The organism is Staphylococcus sp. FSL W8-1270 (assembly GCF_038007165.1).
Taxonomy (GTDB): Bacteria; Bacillota; Bacilli; order Staphylococcales; family Staphylococcaceae; genus Staphylococcus; species Staphylococcus hominis.
In genome coordinates, this window is the sequence record NZ_JBBOWQ010000001.1 from 1,648,325 (window position 1) to 1,669,576 (window position 21,252).

Below are 21,252 nucleotides of genomic sequence, written 5' to 3' on the forward strand. Positions count from 1 at the left end.
TTCAGTACTTTAATGCTTAATATTTATGAATACAGCTTTTAAATATTTAGAAGGTTTATAATGTGGATGTGTTTTAAAGTCTTTTGGTAATCCCATGACTTCTTCTATTTCATATTCTACGTTAGCTTGTTCCAATGTTTTCTTAATTACATTTTTAAATGCTTTTAAAGAAAAAGCACTTGAATTTGTACATAGAAGCAATGTACCATCTGGTGCTAAAACATCTAAAGCACCATTAATTAAATCATCATAATTTTTTTGTACTGAAAAAGTTTTCTTTTTATTACGTGCAAAACTAGGTGGATCAATGACTATTGTGTCATATTGTTTTCCATGACGTGCTGCATAATTATAAAAATCAAATGTATCCATGACATAGATATATTGACTTTTAGGGTCTACACCATTTAACCCAAAATTTTCTTCAGTTAATGTACGAGAACGATTAGCTAAATCTACACTTGTTGTAACTTTAGCATTTTTAGATGCTACCACTGAAAACGCGCCCGTATAACTAAATAAATTTAAAATACTTCTATTTTCGGCAAAATAATCACGTAATTTTTTACGAACTTCTTTTTGATCTAAAAATATTCCTGTCATTAATCCATCGTTTAAATCAACATTGTAAAATGTAAAATTTTCTTCAATAACTATTGGAAATTCCGGAGTTTTTCCAAGTACATGTCCTCCTGTATACTCCGTATCTTTAAAGCGCATTTTTTCAAAAACTGATTCAAATTTAAATACTTTTTTTATTGCTTCAATAATTATATAACGAAACTTGTAAATTCCTTTTGAATACCATTGAATAAGTAGATGTCCATTGTAATTATCAATAGTTAAACCTCCAACGCCATCTCCCTCAGCGTTAAATAGTCTAAAAGCATTAGTTCCTTCTATATTATAGTAATACTCTCTTTCTTCTAGCGCTTTTTTAAATAAATTTTCAAAGAAAGTAATATTGATATCTTCTTCTTGGCTATATGTGATTACCCATCCTAATCCTTTATGTTGACGTCCTACATAAGCTGTTGCAATATATTGGTTATTTTCAGTAACTATATTAAACAAGTCACCTTCTTTTAAATGATCGTGTTGAAAAATATCTTCTTCTTCAACTAAAGGATATTGATTTAAATATTTAGTTTCTTTGCCTTTATTTAAAGTTGCTATTTTCATTTTAATTTCTCCTATTTTAATTTTGTAACGAATCTATTGTAATCTACTCTACTATTTTAACAAATTAAAATTCTTCACCTAAATATTAAATTAAAAAAAGAAGTGGAACACTGAATTCAAAAATGAATTCTGTTCCACTCCCTTACTCAGATTATGGTTTTTCTTTTAATTGCAACGAAAATGCTATAATTACAGGTATTAACATAATAATTAATGTAGGTGTAATAAATATTGAAAGTAATAGACCATGAATCATTATATTAATAAATTCAGTAAGCAATTTGAAGAATAGAATACTAATCATAAACAACTGTAAATAGTAAAATTTGCCTCTTAAAAAATGAGTAAATGTCGTCGCAATGTAAATGATAATAATAAAGAGTAATATTAACAGTGTAATCCATTCAATCACGTATTGAGTTTGTGATAATTCCCATTCTCCAGATACAAATAGAGCATTTCTATTATTAAATTCTATAAATGTAAATAAGAATAAGATAAAACCACAGAAAATTTCCACATATGCTGGTTTAATCCATTTAGGACGTCTCATCCACTTAGGAATATCATCTTCTTCTATATCTACAATATTTTTAAATTTACTTTTAAATTTATCGCGTTTAGATCTAATTCTATCTAAATCTACACTTCTTCTTGTCTTACGTGCATATTCTGATGTTTTATCTTGAAGTTGTTTAAAATGAACTTTTGATTGAGTCGAAACGTTTCCTTTTTGAGTTCTTGATAATTCAGGCTCTTCTTCCCCTAATTCTTCTTTTGTTAAAGGTAACGCACGGCGTAAGAATAAGAAATTCCAAATTGCCGCTTGAGCTAATAACCACATAATGATGAAGAATGTATTTACACTTAAAATATCAATAGGCTCAATCTCATTTGCATCGATTTTGCCATACAATGACAGTTGAGTAATCAAGTAACTTATTCCATATGAAATAATAATCCATAAATAATGAACTTTTCTATTTTCTTGATACAATTCATCTTTATAAACGATATATCCTGTATGAATCACAAATGGAATAATGAATATAATTGCCCAAAAACCATATACTTGAGTCATCAATGTAATTGTAATGAGGAAGTATAAAATACCAATGACTAAAAAGAAAATTGAGATGTCGTAATCGTATTTGGTTGTTCTAAATAACGTATATCCAATCAATATGACAAGAATACCAAATAGAATAATTATGACTGCACTTACAACTGGAAAGTTGCCTATGAATCTACTCATCACTCTAATTATTTCACTAAAAAATGCATTAAGAAAGTCCCATATATTATGTATTTTTAAATCAATTTTATCTTTATCTTTTAGTTTATGGATTAAAGGCAAATTGATTAAGATAATGAGACCTGTGAAGAGTGAAACGATACCGATCAAGTAACTATAGATAATCTCGGCGTGTTTCTTAAGAAAAGACATACAGTTCACCTCAAAATTAATTATATATGAACTTTCTATTCTTGTCTTTAATAAAAAATAAAATACTTCTCTAGACTGAGATGAAGTTTATTCTTTTATTAATTGGGTATATTAATTTTGTAAAGTAATCTATGAAAAAGGAGAGTTGTCCTATGACACATGAAGATGCAAAAAAAGCAAAAGAATATGAAGAAAAATTAAAAGAACAAAAAGAAGAAAAAACTGATGATATTGAACAAACTAAACAAGACGTTCAAAGTACATTAGACTAATTTTCTTATTTATGTCATCATTAAGAATATTTAATGAATAAGCCTGAGACATACAAGCTGTCTCAGGTATTTTTAATATATTGGCTATCGATGGCTGAGTTGGAAATAAATCTGTCCTACTTTCATTCATTATTTTTAGAACTAATTACATTTTAATTGTTAAATATGTAAACTGTTTAATTATAATTTATTTTTAATTAAATATAGATTAAAAGCATCTTGACATCTACTATTAAAAGTCATACATTTAAAATAAATAAAATATAAATGCACTAGGGGTGTATAGCACTGAGATGAGGCTTAACCTCAAACCCTTTGAACCTGATCTAGTTAAAAACTAGCGTAGGAAAGTGTTAACTTAAATAAATCATGTTTTTAATAATCAATAGCATTTTTATTTAAATTTACGCACAACTTTTCTACGAAGGGTTGTGCGTTTTTTTAGGAGGAACTATTTTATGTCTAAAGGTTTAAAACTTTCAGAAATTCTAGTTACGGTGCTGATTGCTGTTATTTTTGCAATCATTTATAACTTATGGTGGTTGCCATATAATTTAGCTCAAGTAGCTGGTATACATCTAGAGCAACTTACATACGGTATTTGGTTTATGGCTGCTATTGTGGCTTACTTAATTATTCCTAAACCAGGTATTGCATTAATTGCTGAATTTGCTGCTGGTGCAGGTGAAACTATTGTTATGGGGAAATTTGATATTCCTACTATAGTATATGCCATTTTACAAGGTCTAGCATGTGAAATTGTGTTTGCTATCTTTAAATACAAATCACGTTCTTTAATGGTAGCAATGTTAGCTGGTTTAGTAACAGCATTAGTATCTTTCCCTGTAGATTATTTTTACGGCTATCTAAACGAAGTTGCGGGTTGGAACTTACTACTTTTCATCATTTTCCGTGCTATTAGTGGTATTGTACTGTCTGGTATACTCTCTTATTTAATTGTAAAAGCCTTAGATCAAACTGGAGTAACTAAATTATTCCGTCCTGCCTCTCAAAAAGATTACGACAACTTATAAGGGGAAATGATTGTGTTAAAAGTCAAAAATTTACGTCTAAAATATCCAAATGGTGATCGAAAAATTTTCGATAATCTAAATATAGAAATTAAAGATAAAGAAAAAGTGCTTTTACTAGGTCCTTCAGGATCTGGTAAAAGCACATTGCTTAATGTCCTTAGTGGCATTGTTCCTAATCTTATAGAATTACCGATGAAATATGATGAACTAGACATTGATCCTAATTCGGGGGTTATTTTTCAAGACCCAGATACACAATTTTGTATGCCAAAAGTTTACGAAGAATTAGCTTTCGTCTTAGAAAATCAAAAAGTGCCAAGAGAAGACATGGATGAACAAATTAAAAAAGCACTTGCGTCTGTAGATTTAGATGTGGATAATTCAACTTTCGTAAATAATTTAAGTGGTGGTATGAAACAAAAGCTTGCTATCGTTGAAACGATTTTACAGAAAGCTGATACACTCTTTTTAGATGAACCTACAGCTATGTTAGATGTACAAGCAACTGCTGACTTATGGCAACGATTAATTCACTTATGGACTGATCAAACGGTATTAATTGTAGAACATAAAGTGGAACATATTTGGCATCATGTAGATCGAGTCATATTAATGAACTATGATGGAGAAATTATAGCTGATAATACACCTGAATACATACTCAAACATTGTGAATCGTTACTCACTGAATTTGGCGTATGGCATCCTCATGCTTGGGATTATGCACCTATTCGAAAAGATTTAACTCCCCAATATTCCAATACACTTTTTAAATTTCAAAACGGACAAATAATTCGTAGTAAAAATATACTATTTGAAGTTTCAGAACTAAATATTCATCCTGGAGAATGGATTACAATTACTGGAAAAAATGGAGCTGGTAAAACTACTTTACTCGAATCTATGATGCAATTAGTGAAATACAACGGTACAATGTTTTATGAGAAGCGATTACTGAAGAAAATTAAAGATGCTGCTCAAAATATGTATCTTGTATACCAAAATCCTGAACTTCAATTTATTACAAATTCAGTTTATGACGAAATTAATATTCATTATAATCATCTTGATAAAGCAAAATCGAAAGAAGAAACTGAGCATCTTTTGAAACTTTTACATTTAGAAAAAGTTAAACATCATCATCCTTTTGAAATATCTACAGGTCAAAAACGTCGATTAAGCGTAGCAACTGCTTTAAGTTCAAAAGCTGAAATTGTTTTACTAGATGAGCCAACATTTGGACTTGATAGTCATAATACATTTCAATTGATTAAGCTATTTGAAGAACGTGTAAAACAAGGACAAACTATCGTAATGGTGACGCATGACCCTGAAATTATTCATCGTTATCCAACACGTCGACTTGTCGTAGAAAATCATAAGCTTTTAGAAATGGCAGGTGAATCAAATGTTTGAACGTTGGAAAAAGCGTCATACACTTGTAGATGATGTAAATATTATTACGAAATTAATTCTTGGAGTTTTATTATTTATTTTTATCATTTTTGTGCATAATTTTGATTACATGATTTATATTACTTTATTAATGTTTATATTTTTATTATCTTTTAATGGTACAGCTTTTAAAGTCATTGCTGCATTTTTATCAGCAACCATTCTCTTTGCCTTGCTATCATCATTATTCATGATTTTATATGGTGATGGTACACATATGTTATTTGAATGGGGAATTATTCATATTAGTACTGAGAGCATTGTAAGAGGTCTTCACTTATCTTTAAGAACAATTACTGTTTCAATGTTTGGTGTGTTAATTGCATTAACATCGCAAATTGTAATGATTTTCTATAGTTTAATGCAACATTTAAAAGTAAAACCTAAAATCGCCTATGCATTTATGGCTGCTATTCGTATGGTACCACTTATTTTCACATCATTTATCCAATTAAGACGTTCTTTAAAAATGCGTTACCAAATGATTGATGCTTCCAATTATCGTGGATTTAAACGTATAAAACACTTACTTATTCCAGTTTTAAGTCAAAACATACGTCGTGCACATCAATTATCAGTAGCTATGGAATCAAAAGGATTTAAAGATGGCCCACGTACCTATTATTATAAAGCACCTTTCTCATACAAAGATATTCTTTTTGTTGGTATGACAATTGCTTTACTTATTATTGCTTTTTATTTATCTCAATATTTTCCAATCACTGGTATTGAAGATGCTCGTGTTTCAGAAATGTTAGAGTAATATATCTAACATAAGACAAACTAAAGTAAAAATTGAGTTCAAAGATAAAAACAGTTTCAAAAATACAGTAAATTTATCTTGCTCGTATATTAAACCCTAACATTATAAAAAACCCATAGATGAATATCTGGACTGACCCCAATTAGTGGGAAGTATATAAAAACACCTCCGCATGATTCATATTAAAATGAATCATGCGGAGGTGTTTTTTCTATGAAAAGAGTTGCTTATTCAGTAGAAACAAAGTATAAAGCTGTTGAAATGAAAGCAGCAGGATTTTCAACAAAAGAAATTATGGAAGAATTAAATATTAGAAATAGAACACAAGTGAAAACTTGGTGGCGATGGTATCGAAATGGGGAAAGTTATAGATTTTCACAACACGTTGGTAAACAATATACCTACGGTAAAGGATTAGAAGAGCTGTCAGAAGTAGAACAATTAAAATTAGAAAATAAGAGAAAAGATATAGAATTGGATATTTTAAAAAAGTACAAGGCATTGGAAAGGAAGTGGTACCAACGGTAGTCATAGATTTAGTGGATCAATTAAAAGGAAACTATTCAATCAAATTGATACTAGACGTATTAAACATACCTAAATCAACATATTACCGATGGAAAAACAAAACCTATAAAAATGATACTGTAACACAAAAAGTCATTGAATTATGTGAAGCTAACCACTATACCTACGGTTATCGTAAGATTACAGCATTGATTAATCAATGTTATACATCACCAATTAATCATAAGAGAGTACAGAGAATTATGCAGAAGCATCATTTGAACTGCCGAGTTAGACCTAAAAAGACGACAAGGATAGGTAAACCGTATTATAAAACAAACAATTTATTACAAAGACAATTTAAAGCGAGTTGTCCCATGAAAGTATTAACAACCGATATTACTTATTTACCATTTGGTCACTCTATGTTGTATTTATCTTCGATAATGGACATATATAACGGAGAAATTGTGGCGTATAAAATAGATGATAAACAAGACCAAAGTTTAGTTAATGATACATTAAATCAAATCGATATACCTGAGGGGTGTATATTACATAGTGATCAAGGCAGCGTTTATACATCTTATGCTTATTATCAATTATGCGAAGAAAAAGGCATTATCAGAAGTATGTCCCGAAAGGGAACACCTGCCGATAACGCCCCGATAGAAAGTTTTCATTCCTCGCTAAAGTCTGAAACTTTTTACATCAATAATCAGCTTAATAGCTCTAATCATATTGTAATAGATATTGTCGAAAAATACATTAAAAACTATAATAATAATCGAATTCAACAAAAACTAGGCTACTTATCCCCTGTAAAATACAGAGAATTAGCAGCCTAGCACATAGTGTTTTTATTAAGTTCCCATTTTAAGGGTTCAGTGCCTATCATCTATGGGTTATTATTTTTAGTTTATTTGAGTGCTTTATTTCCAATATCTTTACGATAAAATAGTTGATCACTCTTAATTTTTTCTACATTTCCATAAGCATCTTTTTGTGCTTGTTGAATAGTTTTTCCTTTTCCAATGGCTAATACAACTCGTCCGCCGGATGTAAGAAATGTATCATTTTCTTTTTTCAAACCACTAACGAAATAATGGTTATTTAATTCAAAGCCTGAAACCTCTGCACCTTTATCATATGACCCAGGATAGCCTTTCGAAGCAAGCATTACTCCTACCACATAATCGTTAATCCATTGAAAACGAATAGGTTCTTTACGGTCTAGAGCAACGATTTGTGCCATCAAGTCACTTTCTAGACGACTTAACAATACTTGCGCTTCTGGATCACCAAATCGTGCATTAAATTCAATAACTTTAGGACCTTCCTTAGTTAAAATTGCACCTATATAAAGTAAACCAAAATAGTCATAACCCTCTTCTTTTAACGCTCTAGCAATTGGTTGAGCAATATCTTTGTTTGTACGTTCTAAAACGTCATTTGAAATATGAGGAACAGGACAATAAGCGCCCATCCCACCAGTATTAGGACCTTCGTCATTATCATAGGCACGTTTATGATCTTGAGCAATACAGTCAAAAGGAACTGCATAATCACCATTAATGAATGTCATTAATGAGAATTCTTCTCCTTCAAGAAATTGTTCAAAGACAACTTTTCCATCTTCTTGTGGATATAGCACTTCTACCGCTTCAATTGCTTCATCTCGTGTATTAGCAATAATTACGCCTTTACCAGCAGCTAACCCATCCTTTTTGACTACAATAGGTAATTCGCAATCATTTACATAATTAAGTGCTTCAGTTTTATTGTCTATTTCTTTATAATCAGCAGTTGGAATATCATATTTTTCCATTACCCTTTTAGCAAAAGATTTAGAACCCTCAATTTGGGCTGCTTCTTTATTAGGACCAAAGACTTTAACATGATTGTCTCTCAATTTATTAGATAAACCATCTATCAATGGTTGTTCTGGACCAATAATCACCCATTCTATATGATGTTGGTGAACAAATTGTAAAATAGCCTTATGGTCGGTTTCAGCAATTTCAGTGTGTATTTCAGCTAAATGAGTCATTGCATCATTTCCAGGAATAGCATAAAGTTTTTCAATAAGTGGCGACTGATGTAATTTTGATACTAATGCATGTTCACGACCGCCTGCACCTATAACTAAAACATTCATTTCTTTTCTCCCTCTATTCTCTCAATTATTTTAAATTAGTGTTTAAAATGACGCATACCAGTAGTAACCATAGCAATACCATGTTTGTTAGCCATATCAATCGAATCTTGGTCTTTAATTGAACCGCCTGGTTGAATAATAGCTTTAATACCATGTTTTGCAGCAAGTTCAACAGTATCATCCATTGGGAAGAAGCCATCAGAAATCATTACTACATTGTCATTTATTTCAATTGCGCGCTCTAATGCAATCTTAGCTGCACCTACTCTATTCATTTGTCCTGCACCAATTCCAACTGTCTGTTTATTATTACTTAAAATGATTGCATTACTTTTCACTGATGGAATAACTTTCCATCCTAGAAGCATTGCCTCCCACTGAGCATCGGTAGGTTCAACGTCTGTAACAACCTTCATTTCTTCTTTAGACACTTCGTAATTATCTTTATCTTGAACCAAATATCCACCTGAGACTGAAACAAATTCTTCTTCACGATTATCAATTGTCATATCAATTTCTAATAAGCGAATATTTTTCTTTTGAGTTAAAATATCTAAAGCTTCTTTATCAAATTTTGGTGCAATGACAACTTCTAAGAAAATAGAATGTAACGTTTCCGCTAAATCTTTGGTAACTGTTCTATTGAGTGCAATGATCCCACCAAAGATAGACTGATTATCTGCATCATACGCATGTTTAAATGCAGTTTCAATATCAGTGCCAATACCTACACCACATGGATTCATGTGTTTAACTGCAACGGCAGCTGGTTCTTTAAATTTTTTCACTAATGCTAATGCTGAATCTACATCTTTAATATTATTAAAACTCAATGCCTTACCATGTAATTGTTTCGCACCAGCAATAGTATGTTTACTATTAGAAGTACGAACAAAACGTGCTGATTGTTGAGGATTCTCACCATATCGTAATTCTTCACTATCTCCTTTGAAGAAACTTACAATTGCATGATCATATTCATTTGTATGTTCAAATACTTTAATCATTAATGACTTACGGTATGATTCATCAAGTCGATGTTCTTTAATTCGTTGAATGACTTCATTATAATCAGATGGATGGACAATGGTTGTTACATGTTTAAAATTTTTGGCTGCAGCACGTAACATAGTTGGACCACCAATATCGATATTTTCAATTGCATCATCTTCAGTTACATCTGGATTAGCTACAGTTTGTTGGAAAGGATATAAGTTGACCACAACCATATCAATTAAATCAATGTGTTGTTCTGATAATTGTTCTAAATGTTCAGGTTTATTACGATCTGCTAAAATACCACCGTGTACTGCTGGATGTAACGTTTTTACACGACCATCCATAATTTCAGGGAATTGCGTCAACTCTGATACAGATTTAACAGTTACATTAGCTTCTTCTAAAGCACGTTTTGTACCGCCCGTTGAATATAATTCATAATCTAATTGCGTTAATGATTTAGCAAATTCCACGACTCCACTTTTATTTGAAACACTAATAATTGCTTTTTTCATGATTAACTATGCTCCTTATTTAATAACTTTAGCTATTACACTTGGATAAAGTTCATATTCTAATTGTTTCACACGTTCTTCTAACGCTTCTTTTGTATCGTCCGGTTTTATATCACATTTTCGTTGTTCAATTATTTCTCCCGTATCCATTCCACTATCTACATAGTGAACTGTTGAACCTGTTTCCTTATCCCCACTATTAAATGCTTGACCAATTGCATCTTTCCCCTTGTACTTTGGTAATAATGAAGGATGAATATTCAATATTTTACCTTCATAAACATTTAATAAGTCTGGTCCCACTAATCTCATATAACCTGCTAAGATAATCCACTCCACCTCTTCACTATGAAGAAGTTGAATTAATTTTTGTTCATATTCTGCTTTGTTTTCAAAGTCTTTAGGTTCATTAATATGAACCATCACTTTCAACTGTTTTGCACGCTCAATGCAATAAGCATCGTGATGATCTGTATACAAAGAAGTAATTTCTATATTATTAAGGTGCCCCTTATCAACTTTAGATACAATATTTTCGAAGTTACTTCCTGATCCAGAGGCAAATATAGCCACCTTAGTCATATCTATACCCCCTCAAGATAAATCTGTGCATCATTACTTTTAACAATTTCCCCTATTTGATATGCAGCAATATCTTGTTCTTTTAAGATATCAAGTGCTTTAGATACATCTTCTTTATTTACAATGACAGTATAGCCTATGCCCATATTAAAAACGTTATACATTTCACTCGTTTCAATGTCAGCTTGTTGTTGTAACCATTCAAATACTTTTGGTGTTGGGAAGGATTGTGTATCAATTTTAGCTGCTAACCCGTTAGGTAAGCCTCTAGGTATATTTTCATAAAATCCGCCACCAGTAATATGATTCATGCCTTTGATTTTAACTTTTTCTTTTAAAGTTAAAATAGGTTTCACATACAATTGAGTCGGAGCTAAAAATGTATCAAGATAAGTACTTCCATCAAATGAATCATTCAAATTAATTCCGGATTCTTGAATTAACTTTCTTACTAAACTATACCCATTAGAATGAATTCCATTAGAAGCTAAACCAATGATAATTTGTCCCTCTTCTACTTCAGATCCATCAATATATTCATCTTTTTCGACTGCCCCTACAGCAAAACCTGCTAAGTCATATTCTCCTTCGTGATACATTTCACCCATCTCGGCTGTTTCTCCACCAATAAGAGCAGTATGAGTAGCTTCACAACCATCACTCACACCTTTTACAATTTGCTCTATCACTTCCGGAACAACTTTATTTGTTGCTATATAATCTAAAAAATATAGCGGTTCTGCGCCCGTTGTAAGAATATCATTTACACACATGGCAACTGCATCAATACCAATCGTGTCATGCTTATTATTATCAATGGCAAGCTTTAATTTTGTTCCTACACCATCTGTACCAGAGACTAATACTGGCGCTTTCATATTAAGCTGGGATAAATCAAAAGTCGCACCAAATCCACCTAATCCACCAAGTACTTCTTTACGCATTGTACGTTGAACATGACTAGACATTCTTTCTACCGCTTCATAACCTGCATGAATATCAACACCTGATTGTTCATAAGCTTTAGACATGTATATTTCCCTCTCTATCAAAATAATGTTTATGATTATCAATATATTCTTTTTGACGTGTACTTAAATTATTTAAATAGTTTTCTTCATAGTCAAATAGACCTGCTGGATAATCTCCTGTAAAACTTTCTACACATAATCCACTATATGGTGCATCAAAATCTAATCCAATTGATTCTATAAGACCTTCAACACTTAAATATGCAAGAGAATCTGCACCAATATACTCACAAATTTCTTCTGGAGATTTACTAGCAGAAATCAATTCAGCAGTAGTAGACACATCAATTCCATAAAAACTAGGGAACATAAATTCTGGAGAAGCTATACGTACATGTATTTTATTTGCTCCAGCATCTTTAAGCATTTTGACAATACGTTTACTTGTTGTTCCTCTTACAATAGAGTCATCAACTAAAATAATGTCTTTACCTTCTACAATATCTTTCACTGCCGATAGCTTAACGCGTACTCCTTGTTCACGTAATTCTTGTGTAGGTTGAATAAAAGTTCGTGCGACATATTGGTTTTTCACAAGCCCCATTTCATAAGGTAATTGAATCTCTTCAGCATAGCCACTAGCTGCAGATAATGATGAGTTTGGAACACCGATAACCATATCTGCTTGAGCCGGACTTTCTTGAGCTAATTTTTTACCAGAAACTTTACGAACTGCATGCACATTTTTTCCAGCAATTGTTGAATCTGGACGCGCAAAGTAAATATATTCCATTGCTGAAATAGCTGTGTTAGTGTGACTTGTATATGATTTTACTTCAATGCCATTGTGATTAATGACAACATACTCTCCAGCATGAATATCTTGAACATATTCTGCTCCTAGCACATCTATGGCACATGTTTCACTAGCTAAAATGTATGTTCCATCTTGCATCTTACCAACTACTAGAGGACGAATCGCATTTGGATCAACAGCACCATACAAAGCGTCTTTAGTCAATATTGCGAAAGTAAATCCGCCTTTAATTTGTCGTAAACTTTCTTTTAGCGCCTCTTCAAATGTAGGAGCTTTACTACGACGAATTAAATGCATAATCACTTCAGTATCAGAAGATGAGTGGAAAATGGCACCATGTTTTTCAAGGTACTGTCTTAAAGTTTGTGCATTAATTAAATTACCATTATGACAAATTGCGACACTCATATCGTAGAAATGATATAAAAATGGTTGGATATTTTCGATACCTTTATTTCCTGATGTCGCATAACGAACATGTCCAATAGCATGATTGCCATCTTTTAGTTTATTAAGTTGTGGTTCTTTAATGGCTTCAGTAAGTAAACCTAAACCACGTTCACCCTTTAGAGTATCTTCATCAGAAACTACAATCCCTGCACCTTCTTGCCCTCTATGTTGTAAACTATGCAATCCCATATAAGTTAACTGAGCTGCTTCTGAATGATTCCAAATGCCAAAGACACCGCATTCTTCGTTTAATCCACTGTAGTTAAACATTCTGAAATAGCTCCTTCCCAAATTGCTTTAATATCTGAGACTTTTTCTGTAATTGTAGATGTAGTATTAGATACTTTAAATTCATCAACATCTGTTAATTCACCAATTTTAATAGCTCCATCTACATCTAGTGTTTGTCCTTCTTTGACTGCAACGACATAACGTCCTTGTGTTTCACTAAATAATTGTGCATCAGAGAGTTCTACTTTTGCTTCTAATCCTAAATTATAATAAGCACTTATTTTAGCAAGCGTAATAAGCAAACCGCCTTTACCTACAGTTTGTACATGAGAAGCAATTCCATTTCTAATAGATGTTTTTATTGCTTCGCCTTTTGCCACTTCATCACCTAAATCAATTTCTTCATACTCATGATTGACTTTACTATATAAAAGTTTTTCAATTTGACTTCCACCAAAATCATTTCTTGTTTCTCCTACAAGATATAATGTATGCCCTGTTTCTGGATGGAAATCATTTAAATATTGAATATCTTCAATGAGTCCTACCATTCCTACTACTGGTGTAGGGAAAATAGAAGTTCCTCTAGTTTCGTTATATAAAGAAACGTTTCCTGATACTACCGGTGTTTTTAATACTTCACAAGCTTCTGCCATACCTTTTGTAGAATCAATTAATTGTTGGTAAATTTCTTTCTTTTCTGGAGAACCATAATTTAAACAGTCTGTCATAGCTAATGGTGTTGCGCCTACAGCAATTAAATTTCTATAAGCTTCTGCCACAACCATTTTTCCACCTTCGTAAGGTTGATTAAATACATATCGAGCTTCACCATCAATGGTTGAAGCAATGGCTTTATTTGTTCCTTCAACTCTTACTACAGATGATTGTAGTCCAGGTTTAATAATGGTATTAGCACCTACTTGTTGATCGTATTGTTCATATAAATAATGTTTCGAAGCAATTGTTGGATGCTTTAATAATTTCTTAAATACATCTTGTACATTGATCTCACTATAATCATTTTTTGAGGTATTATATTCTTTTTCTTCACCTTCTAAAATATAGACAGGTGCTTCATCAGCTAGTGCATCAACAGGAATATCTGCATACACTTCATCTTCGTATTTAAGAACGAAGCGGTCAGTATCCGTTACTTCACCAATTACTGCACTATCAAGTTCATGTTTATCAAATAAGTCCAAGAACTTTTGTTCTGTTCCTTTTTCAACAACAAGTAACATTCTTTCTTGTGTTTCAGATAACATCATTTCATATGGTGAGATTCCTGGTTCACGTGTTGGGACTTGATCTAGATACAGTACTAATCCACTACCGCCTTTAGCAGCCATTTCTGATGAAGAAGAGGTAAGACCTGCTGCTCCCATATCTTGGATACCTACAAGTTCATCAAATGTGATTGCTTCAAGTGTGGCTTCCATTAATTTTTTACCTACAAATGGGTCACCAATTTGTACTGAAGGTCGTTTACTTTCACTTTCTTCAGTTAATTCTTCAGATGCAAATGTGGCACCATGAATACCATCACGTCCAGTTTTAAGGCCTACATAAATGACTGAATTTCCTTCACCTTTAGCAGTACCTTTTTGTACCATATCGTGATCGATAACACCTACACACATTGCATTGACAAGCGGATTTCCATCGTAACGTTCATCGAATTCGATTTCTCCTGCTGTAGTTGGTATACCAATACAATTACCGTAACCACCAATACCACGGACAACGCCTTTTAATAAACGTTGATTTTGTTTTACTGATAATTCACCGAATCGCAAACTATTTAGTAGGTTAATGGGTCTTGCTCCAATCGATACGATATCTCTGATGATACCTCCTACACCAGTAGCTGCACCTTGATAAGGTTCGATTGCTGAAGGATGATTGTGAGATTCTACTTTGAAAACTACCGCTTGATTATCACCAATATCTACAACTCCAGCACCTTCACCTGGTCCCATAAGGACATGCTCGCCAGTTGTCGGGAATTGCTTTAAGAAAGGTTTAGAATGTTTATAAGAGCAATGTTCACTCCACATGACTGAGAAAATACCTACTTCTGTAAAGTTAGGCTCTCTTCCTAAAATCTCACGTACCTTATTATATTCTTCATCACTTAAACCCATGTCTTGATATAGTTTTTCAAGTTTAATTTCTTCAATACTAGGTTCGATAAACTTAGACATTTTGTTCCCTCCAACTATTTACCATTGCTTCGAATAATTTAACACCACTGTCTGTACCAAGAAGTGTTTCAAGTGCTCTTTCAGGATGAGGCATCATTCCACATACATTGCCTGCTTTATTTACAATACCTGCAATATGTTCATGAGACCCATTCGGGTTATCTTCATATGTTAAAATAATTTGATTATTTTCAACTAATTCATTGTACATATCATCTGTACAATAATAATGTCCTTCTCCATGTGCTACAGGATAAACAACAATTTCATTTTCTCCATATAAATTAGTAAAAGGAGTTTGATTATTAACAATTTTCAGTTTTTCATTTCTGCTAATAAATAGATGTGAATCATTATGTAATAAGGCGCCGGGTAATAGTCCTATCTCAGTTAAAATCTGGAATCCATTACATACACCTAAAACGGGCTTACCTTCACTGGCAAAACGTTTCACTTCGCTAATAATTGGAGCGACACTTGCCATAGCCCCTGAACGTAAATAGTCACCAAATGAAAAACCACCTGGAATTAATACCCCGTCAAAACCTTTTAAAGATGTTTCACGATAATCTACATATTCAGCTTCTGCACCTGTTTTAATAGCCGCATTATACATATCTCTATCACAGTTAGATCCTGGAAAAACGAGAACTGCAAATTTCATATTATGCATTCTCCTTTTCATCAACAATTTTATAACTATATTCTTCAATAACCGTATTAGCAAATAACTTTTCGCTTAATGTCGTAATAATATTATTTACTGCTTCCTCTGTAGCTTCATCAACAGTCATATATAATACTTTACCTACTCTAATGTCATTAACTTGTTTATAACCTAAGTCATGCACAGCACGATTTAATGCTTGACCTTGTGTATCCAATACCTGTGGTTGTAATGTAATGTGAAGTTCAATTGTTTTCATTATTTTAGTTCCTCCAATTTATCCAAAAATGTTTGATACGTATCTATTAAAGAACCAGTATCATTTCTATATACATCTTTATCGAAATTCGTATCTGAATATTTATCCCAAATACGACAAGTATCTGGTGAAATTTCATCCGCTAATAAAATATCACCATTTTCTGTTTTTCCAAATTCAACTTTAAAATCTACTAATCTTAAATCCATTTCATTCATTAATTGAATTAATACTTTATTAATATTTTTAGCCATATCTTTTAATGTCTTAATTTCCTCATCATTAGCAATATGAAGTAATTTGACATGATCATCAGTAATCAATGGATCATTTAAATCGTCATTTTTATAAAAGAACTCTACAAGTGGTTCATCAAATACATGGCCTTTTTCAAAACCTAAACGTTTCGTAATAGAACCTGTCGCAATATTTCTTACAACTACTTCTAGTGGTATAATCTTTACTTCTTTAACTAATTGCTCAGTTTCAGAAAGCTGTTTAATAAAATGGCTTTCAAGGCCATGTTTATTTAAATATTCGAAAATAATTGAAGTAATTCGATTATTTAAACGTCCTTTCCCTTGCATCTTATCCTTTTTGGCGCCGTTACCTGCTGTGACTTCATCTTTGTATTCAACTCTCAACTGATGTACTGTTTCAGTTGAAAATACTCTTTTTGCTTTACCTTCATAAAGTAATGACATTGATTATTCTCTCCCTTTAAATTGTTTCAACATTTCATTTTCAGTTTCATTAACATTATTTGTAAGAATGGTCATATGCCCCATTTTTCTATCCGGTTTTCGTTCTGTTTTTCCATAGATGTGGACATGCCATTCAGGATGATCTCCAAATTTATCTTCTAATAAGTCTAAATCGCGTCCTAGTAAATTCATCATCACAGCTGGTTTTAAAATTTCAATCTCTTGAGGTAAATCTTGACCAGTTACTGCTAAGATATGTGTATCAAATTGAGAATAATCACATGCTTCAATCGTATAATGTCCAGAGTTATGTGGTCTCGGTGCAATTTCATTTACATATAAGTGATTTGATTTATCAATAAAGAATTCCACGGTAAAAGTACCAACAAAGTGAACTTTTTCGATTATTTTATCTACTTCTTTTCTCGCTTCTTGCTCTTTATCGCATCTAGCTGGAATAATAGTTTTAAATAGTATTTGATTACGATGCTCGTTTTCTTGTAGTGGGAAATAAGCAATTTGTTTTTGATTACCAATCGTTACAGTTAAAGATACTTCTCGATCGAGATCTAAAAATTTTTCTGCCACACATTCATGTTTTGAAACAAGTACTTTAGCTTCTTCAACATTGGAATCATTTTTCACTAAAATTTGTCCTTTACCATCATATCCACCAAAACGTGTTTTTACGATAAATGGATAACTTAATGTTTCAATTGCTTGATTCAAATCTTTTTCATCTTTTAAAGATACATAAGGAACAATTTTCGTACCTGCAGATTCTAATGTTTGTTTTTCAGTTAAACGATCTTGTAATAATTCAATTGCTTGATAACTTTGAGGAATGTTAAATTGTTGAGTTAGTTGCTTAAGTTGTTGAGCAGATATATTTTCAAATTCATAAGTAATCACATCTGATTGTTGACCCAATTTGTTTAAGGCTTCTTCATCATCATACTCTGCCGTGATAAAAACATCTGCTACTGATTTACATGGACTATCTGGATTAGGATCTAAACACGCTACATTAAAGCCCATTTTTTGGGCAGATTGTGCCATCATCTTACCTAATTGTCCTCCACCAATAATACCAATTGTTGCTCCGAACTTTAATCTATTGAAGTTCATCTTGCATTTCGCCTACCTTATCTACTAAAGATTGTTCATATTGTTCAAGATGTTTACAAACTGAATCATTTCCAATACTTAAAATTCTCGCTGCTAAAATACCAGCATTTTTAGCCCCAGATTTACCGATTGCCGTTGTAGCAACAGGAATTCCACCAGGCATTTGAACAATAGACAATAGTGAATCTAGTCCTTTTAAACTTTTAGATTCAATAGGTACACCGATAACAGGTAACGTTGTCATTGAAGCAACCATCCCAGGTAAATGTGCTGCACCACCAGCGCCAGCAATAATAACGTCATAACCGTTTGTACGTGCTTCACTTGCAAAATCAAACATTAACTTTGGCGTACGATGTGCTGACACTACTTTCTTTTCATATGGTATTTCAAATTGTTCTAACATTGCACAACTTTCTTGCATAATCTTCCAGTCTGAGGAACTACCCATAATGACTGCTACTTTCACTTTGTACACCCTTTCAAAGTTTAAAATATAAATCTTATTAGTTGTATATTACACGTATAGCATACCAAGTATAAGATTTAATTTCAATCAAAAATCGAACTTTATCTATGTTTCTTAACTTAATTTACGCTTTTTAGCTAAAATTTGACGTTTTTATACCTTTAAAGTTAATCTATAGACAGATGTTTAATAAACAAGGAGGAGTTTTTTGTGGTTGCAAAAATTTTAGATGGGAAACATATTGCAAAAGATTATAGACAAGGGTTGCAAGACCAAGTTGAAACTTTAAAAGAAAAGGGATATACACCAAAATTATCCGTTATTTTAGTTGGGAATGATGGTGCAAGTCAAAGCTATGTTAATTCTAAAAAGAAAGCTGCTGAAAAAATAGGGATGATATCTGAAATTGTTCATTTATCTGAAGATACTTCTGAAGAAGACGTATTAAAAGAACTAGATCGTTTAAATAATGATGATTCGGTAAGTGGTATTTTAGTCCAAGTACCTCTTCCTAAACAGGTTAGCGAACAAAAAATTTTAGAAGCAATTAATCCAGAAAAAGACGTTGATGGTTTTCACCCATCAAACATTGGTAAATTATACATTGATGAACAAACGTTTGTTCCTTGTACACCATTAGGAATTATGGAAATTTTAAAACATGCAGATATCGATTTAGAAGGTAAAAATGCTGTCGTAATTGGCCGAAGTCACATTGTAGGTCAACCCGTGTCTAAGTTATTATTACAAGCAAATGCGACAGTAACAATCTTACATTCACGTACTAAAGATATGCATAGCCATTTAAAACATGCAGATGTTATCGTCAGTGCAGTAGGTAAACCTGGATTAGTTACTAAAGACGATGTAAAAGAAGGCGCAGTGATTGTGGATGTAGGTAATACTCCTGATGAAAATGGCAAACTAAAAGGTGACGTTGAATTTGATGAAGTAAAAGAAATTGCAGGTGCTATTACTCCAGTACCAGGCGGTGTAGGTCCTTTAACTATTACGATGGTTTTAAATAATACATTATTAGCTGAAAAAATGCGTAGAGGCATTGAATAATTTAAATTCAAACGTTTATTATTAAAAAAGAGAGAGACATAATTTCAAATTAATTATGCCTCTCTCTTTTTTTAATAATATATTACATTTATACTGAAACACTTAATTTTGGAACAAATGTTTCATAATGAATATGTTCTTGGCTTACGCCTATTTCTTTTAATACTTCAATCACTGATTGAATAAATTTAGCACTTCCACAAACATATACTTCACTATCATTATTCACATAATTTTCAAGAGTTTCTTTAGTTAAATAACCTTTAGCTTGTCTATCATATAATTCATATTTCGCGTTGTCGTAGCGTTTTGAAATATCTTTTAAATGAGAAGTGAATGGTGTATCGTTAACGTCTCCAGTTACTTGAATAAACTGTGCATGACTTCCATTTTCAGCTACTTTATCAAACATTGAAACAAGTGGTGTGACACCAATACCCGCACCAATAAATACTTGTGGTTGATTTTGGTTAACCACACCAAATGGACCTACTGGAGCTGATAAGTTAATATCATTTCCTTCTTTTAATTCATCATGTAAAATAGTTGAAACTTCACCTTCATGGTCTGTAGATACATCACGTTTGACAGCAAAAGTTAAATGATTGTTATCGCCACTAACAATTGAATAGTGACGTTTTGCACGATAAGGCATTTTTTCACTACTTACATCAACTGTAATATATTCTCCTGGTGTAAATTGACTTAAATCATATTTATCTGATACTACAGTAAAGGATTTAATATCAGATGAAAGTTGGTCAATTTTTTCTATTTTAAATGGTTGGAAACCTTCCCATAACATTTTACTATAAATATCTTTTTCAACTTGAATAAATACATCAGCAATTTCTTGATATGCTTTTTTCCAAGTTTGAATAATAGGATGACTATCTTCTAATCCTAAAACAGCTTTAATTGCTTCAATTAAGTTTTCTCCTACGATATCATATCCAGCTGGTGGTACTTGCAACGCACAATGTTTATATGCAATTTCTTTAACAACTGGCAAAATATTTTCTAAATGCTCAATATTAACTGCAGCTGCTAATACACTTTGAGCTAAAGCAGTAGATTGGAATCCTTTTTGTTGGTTAGTTTGGTTAAACATATTTTTTAACTCTGGATGTTGTTGAAACATTCTATTGTAAAAATAAGAAGTGATCTCTGTTCCTCTTTCTTGTAATACTGGAACAGTTTCTTTTACAATTCCTTTTTCTTGTTCTGTTAACATTCAAATCCACTCCTACTTAAAATTATATGTGTAAAATATATTTATTTACTACAAATATATTTTAGTACAATACTTATTATAATGTAATATAGATTTTTTTAAATTCACAGAACTTTCATTTTACATAAATTTA

Annotated in this window: 20 protein-coding genes and 1 riboswitch; of the genes, 6 read left to right on the plus strand and 14 right to left on the minus strand. The window is 32.0% G+C overall.

Features of this window, described 5'->3' with window-relative positions; translation table 11 throughout:
• Positions 1–9 precede the first annotated feature (9 nt).
• Both NSU06_RS08235 and auxA read right to left on the minus strand, forming a co-directional pair.
• A complete protein-coding gene (locus NSU06_RS08235) occupies positions 10–1,182 on the minus strand; it encodes a class I SAM-dependent rRNA methyltransferase (protein WP_049379549.1) in 1,173 nt (390 codons plus the stop codon).
• Positions 1,183–1,333: 151 nt separating this feature from the next.
• Positions 1,334–2,629 carry a lipoteichoic acid stability factor AuxA gene (auxA, locus tag NSU06_RS08240; RefSeq protein ID WP_150885487.1) on the minus strand — a complete coding sequence of 432 codons (1,296 nt, stop codon included), beginning with the start codon at positions 2,627–2,629 and terminating at the stop codon, positions 1,334–1,336.
• Between the two features lie 152 nt (positions 2,630–2,781).
• On the opposite strand from auxA, the gene graF reads away from it, so the two are divergent.
• The 5 genes from graF (at position 2,782) to NSU06_RS08265 (ending at position 7,508) form a co-directional block, all read left to right on the plus strand.
• Positions 2,782–2,901, plus strand: coding sequence for a glycopeptide resistance-associated protein GraF (graF, locus tag NSU06_RS08245; protein ID WP_145433491.1), 120 nt, complete (start codon positions 2,782–2,784; stop codon positions 2,899–2,901).
• A 264-nt stretch (positions 2,902–3,165) separates the two neighbouring features.
• A riboswitch (TPP riboswitch) is annotated at positions 3,166–3,267 on the plus strand.
• A 92-nt stretch (positions 3,268–3,359) separates the two neighbouring features.
• The gene (locus tag NSU06_RS08250; RefSeq protein ID WP_017175759.1) at positions 3,360–3,935 is read left to right on the plus strand and encodes an ECF transporter S component; all 576 of its coding nucleotides are present in this window, start codon (positions 3,360–3,362) and stop codon (positions 3,933–3,935) included.
• 12 nt (positions 3,936–3,947) lie between these two features.
• On the plus strand, positions 3,948–5,351 hold the full coding sequence (locus NSU06_RS08255; protein ID WP_070813311.1) for an ABC transporter ATP-binding protein: 1,404 nt from the start codon (positions 3,948–3,950) through the stop codon (positions 5,349–5,351).
• A complete protein-coding gene (locus tag NSU06_RS08260) occupies positions 5,344–6,153 on the plus strand; it encodes an energy-coupling factor transporter transmembrane component T family protein (protein ID WP_017175761.1) in 810 nt (269 codons plus the stop codon). The genes NSU06_RS08255 and NSU06_RS08260 overlap by 8 nt, the downstream gene beginning before the upstream one ends.
• 213 nt (positions 6,154–6,366) lie before the next feature.
• Positions 6,367–7,508, plus strand: a protein-coding gene (locus tag NSU06_RS08265) for an IS3 family transposase (RefSeq protein ID WP_093514945.1) whose coding sequence is annotated in 2 segments (ribosomal slippage) — positions 6,367–6,637 and positions 6,637–7,508 — 1,143 coding nt in all. Because the reading frame shifts where the segments join, the coding sequence is not laid out codon by codon here.
• Between the two features lie 71 nt (positions 7,509–7,579).
• Here the strand turns inward: NSU06_RS08265 and purD are convergent.
• Genes purD through purE form a run of 11 tightly spaced genes read right to left on the minus strand, consistent with a single transcriptional unit; the run spans position 7,580 to position 18,817 of the window.
• The gene (gene purD / locus NSU06_RS08270) at positions 7,580–8,818 is read right to left on the minus strand and encodes a phosphoribosylamine--glycine ligase (RefSeq protein WP_017175764.1); all 1,239 of its coding nucleotides are present in this window, start codon (positions 8,816–8,818) and stop codon (positions 7,580–7,582) included.
• 35 nt (positions 8,819–8,853) lie between these two features.
• Positions 8,854–10,332 carry a bifunctional phosphoribosylaminoimidazolecarboxamide formyltransferase/IMP cyclohydrolase gene (purH, locus tag NSU06_RS08275; protein WP_340779767.1) on the minus strand — a complete coding sequence of 493 codons (1,479 nt, stop codon included), beginning with the start codon at positions 10,330–10,332 and terminating at the stop codon, positions 8,854–8,856.
• A 15-nt stretch (positions 10,333–10,347) separates the two neighbouring features.
• Positions 10,348–10,914, minus strand: a complete 567-nt coding sequence (purN, locus tag NSU06_RS08280) for a phosphoribosylglycinamide formyltransferase (protein ID WP_340779770.1) — start codon at positions 10,912–10,914, stop codon at positions 10,348–10,350.
• 2 nt (positions 10,915–10,916) lie between these two features.
• Positions 10,917–11,945 carry a phosphoribosylformylglycinamidine cyclo-ligase gene (gene purM / locus NSU06_RS08285; protein WP_340779773.1) on the minus strand — a complete coding sequence of 343 codons (1,029 nt, stop codon included), beginning with the start codon at positions 11,943–11,945 and terminating at the stop codon, positions 10,917–10,919.
• Positions 11,938–13,422: an amidophosphoribosyltransferase gene (gene purF / locus NSU06_RS08290; RefSeq protein WP_017175768.1), complete on the minus strand. Its 1,485-nt coding sequence runs from the start codon at positions 13,420–13,422 to the stop codon at positions 11,938–11,940. The genes purM and purF overlap by 8 nt, the downstream gene beginning before the upstream one ends.
• Positions 13,401–15,590 (minus strand): phosphoribosylformylglycinamidine synthase subunit PurL, encoded by a 2,190-nt coding sequence (gene purL / locus NSU06_RS08295; protein WP_017175769.1) that lies wholly within the window; start codon positions 15,588–15,590, stop codon positions 13,401–13,403. Before purL ends, purF begins: the two co-directional genes overlap by 22 nt.
• Entirely contained in the window at positions 15,583–16,254 is a 672-nt protein-coding gene (purQ, locus tag NSU06_RS08300) for a phosphoribosylformylglycinamidine synthase subunit PurQ (protein WP_017175770.1), read from the minus strand. The genes purL and purQ overlap by 8 nt, the downstream gene beginning before the upstream one ends.
• A 1-nt stretch (position 16,255) precedes the next feature.
• Complete coding sequence (gene purS / locus NSU06_RS08305) at positions 16,256–16,516, minus strand: phosphoribosylformylglycinamidine synthase subunit PurS (RefSeq protein ID WP_048682723.1); 261 nt, start codon at positions 16,514–16,516, stop codon at positions 16,256–16,258.
• Positions 16,516–17,220: a phosphoribosylaminoimidazolesuccinocarboxamide synthase gene (gene purC / locus NSU06_RS08310; RefSeq protein WP_019835351.1), complete on the minus strand. Its 705-nt coding sequence runs from the start codon at positions 17,218–17,220 to the stop codon at positions 16,516–16,518. The genes purS and purC overlap by 1 nt, the downstream gene beginning before the upstream one ends.
• Before the next feature lie 3 nt (positions 17,221–17,223).
• Positions 17,224–18,348: a 5-(carboxyamino)imidazole ribonucleotide synthase gene (purK, locus tag NSU06_RS08315; RefSeq protein WP_340779775.1), complete on the minus strand. Its 1,125-nt coding sequence runs from the start codon at positions 18,346–18,348 to the stop codon at positions 17,224–17,226.
• Positions 18,335–18,817 carry a 5-(carboxyamino)imidazole ribonucleotide mutase gene (gene purE, locus NSU06_RS08320; protein ID WP_049379554.1) on the minus strand — a complete coding sequence of 161 codons (483 nt, stop codon included), beginning with the start codon at positions 18,815–18,817 and terminating at the stop codon, positions 18,335–18,337. The genes purK and purE overlap by 14 nt, the downstream gene beginning before the upstream one ends.
• A 210-nt stretch (positions 18,818–19,027) precedes the next feature.
• Here purE and folD point away from each other — a divergent pair, with 210 nt between their 5' ends.
• Positions 19,028–19,885 (plus strand): bifunctional methylenetetrahydrofolate dehydrogenase/methenyltetrahydrofolate cyclohydrolase FolD, encoded by an 858-nt coding sequence (gene folD / locus NSU06_RS08325; RefSeq protein WP_070582778.1) that lies wholly within the window; start codon positions 19,028–19,030, stop codon positions 19,883–19,885.
• A gap of 88 nt (positions 19,886–19,973) precedes the next feature.
• Here the strand turns inward: folD and NSU06_RS08330 are convergent, their stop codons facing one another.
• Positions 19,974–21,119 (minus strand): globin domain-containing protein, encoded by a 1,146-nt coding sequence (locus NSU06_RS08330; RefSeq protein WP_017175774.1) that lies wholly within the window; start codon positions 21,117–21,119, stop codon positions 19,974–19,976.
• Positions 21,120–21,252 lie beyond the last annotated feature (133 nt).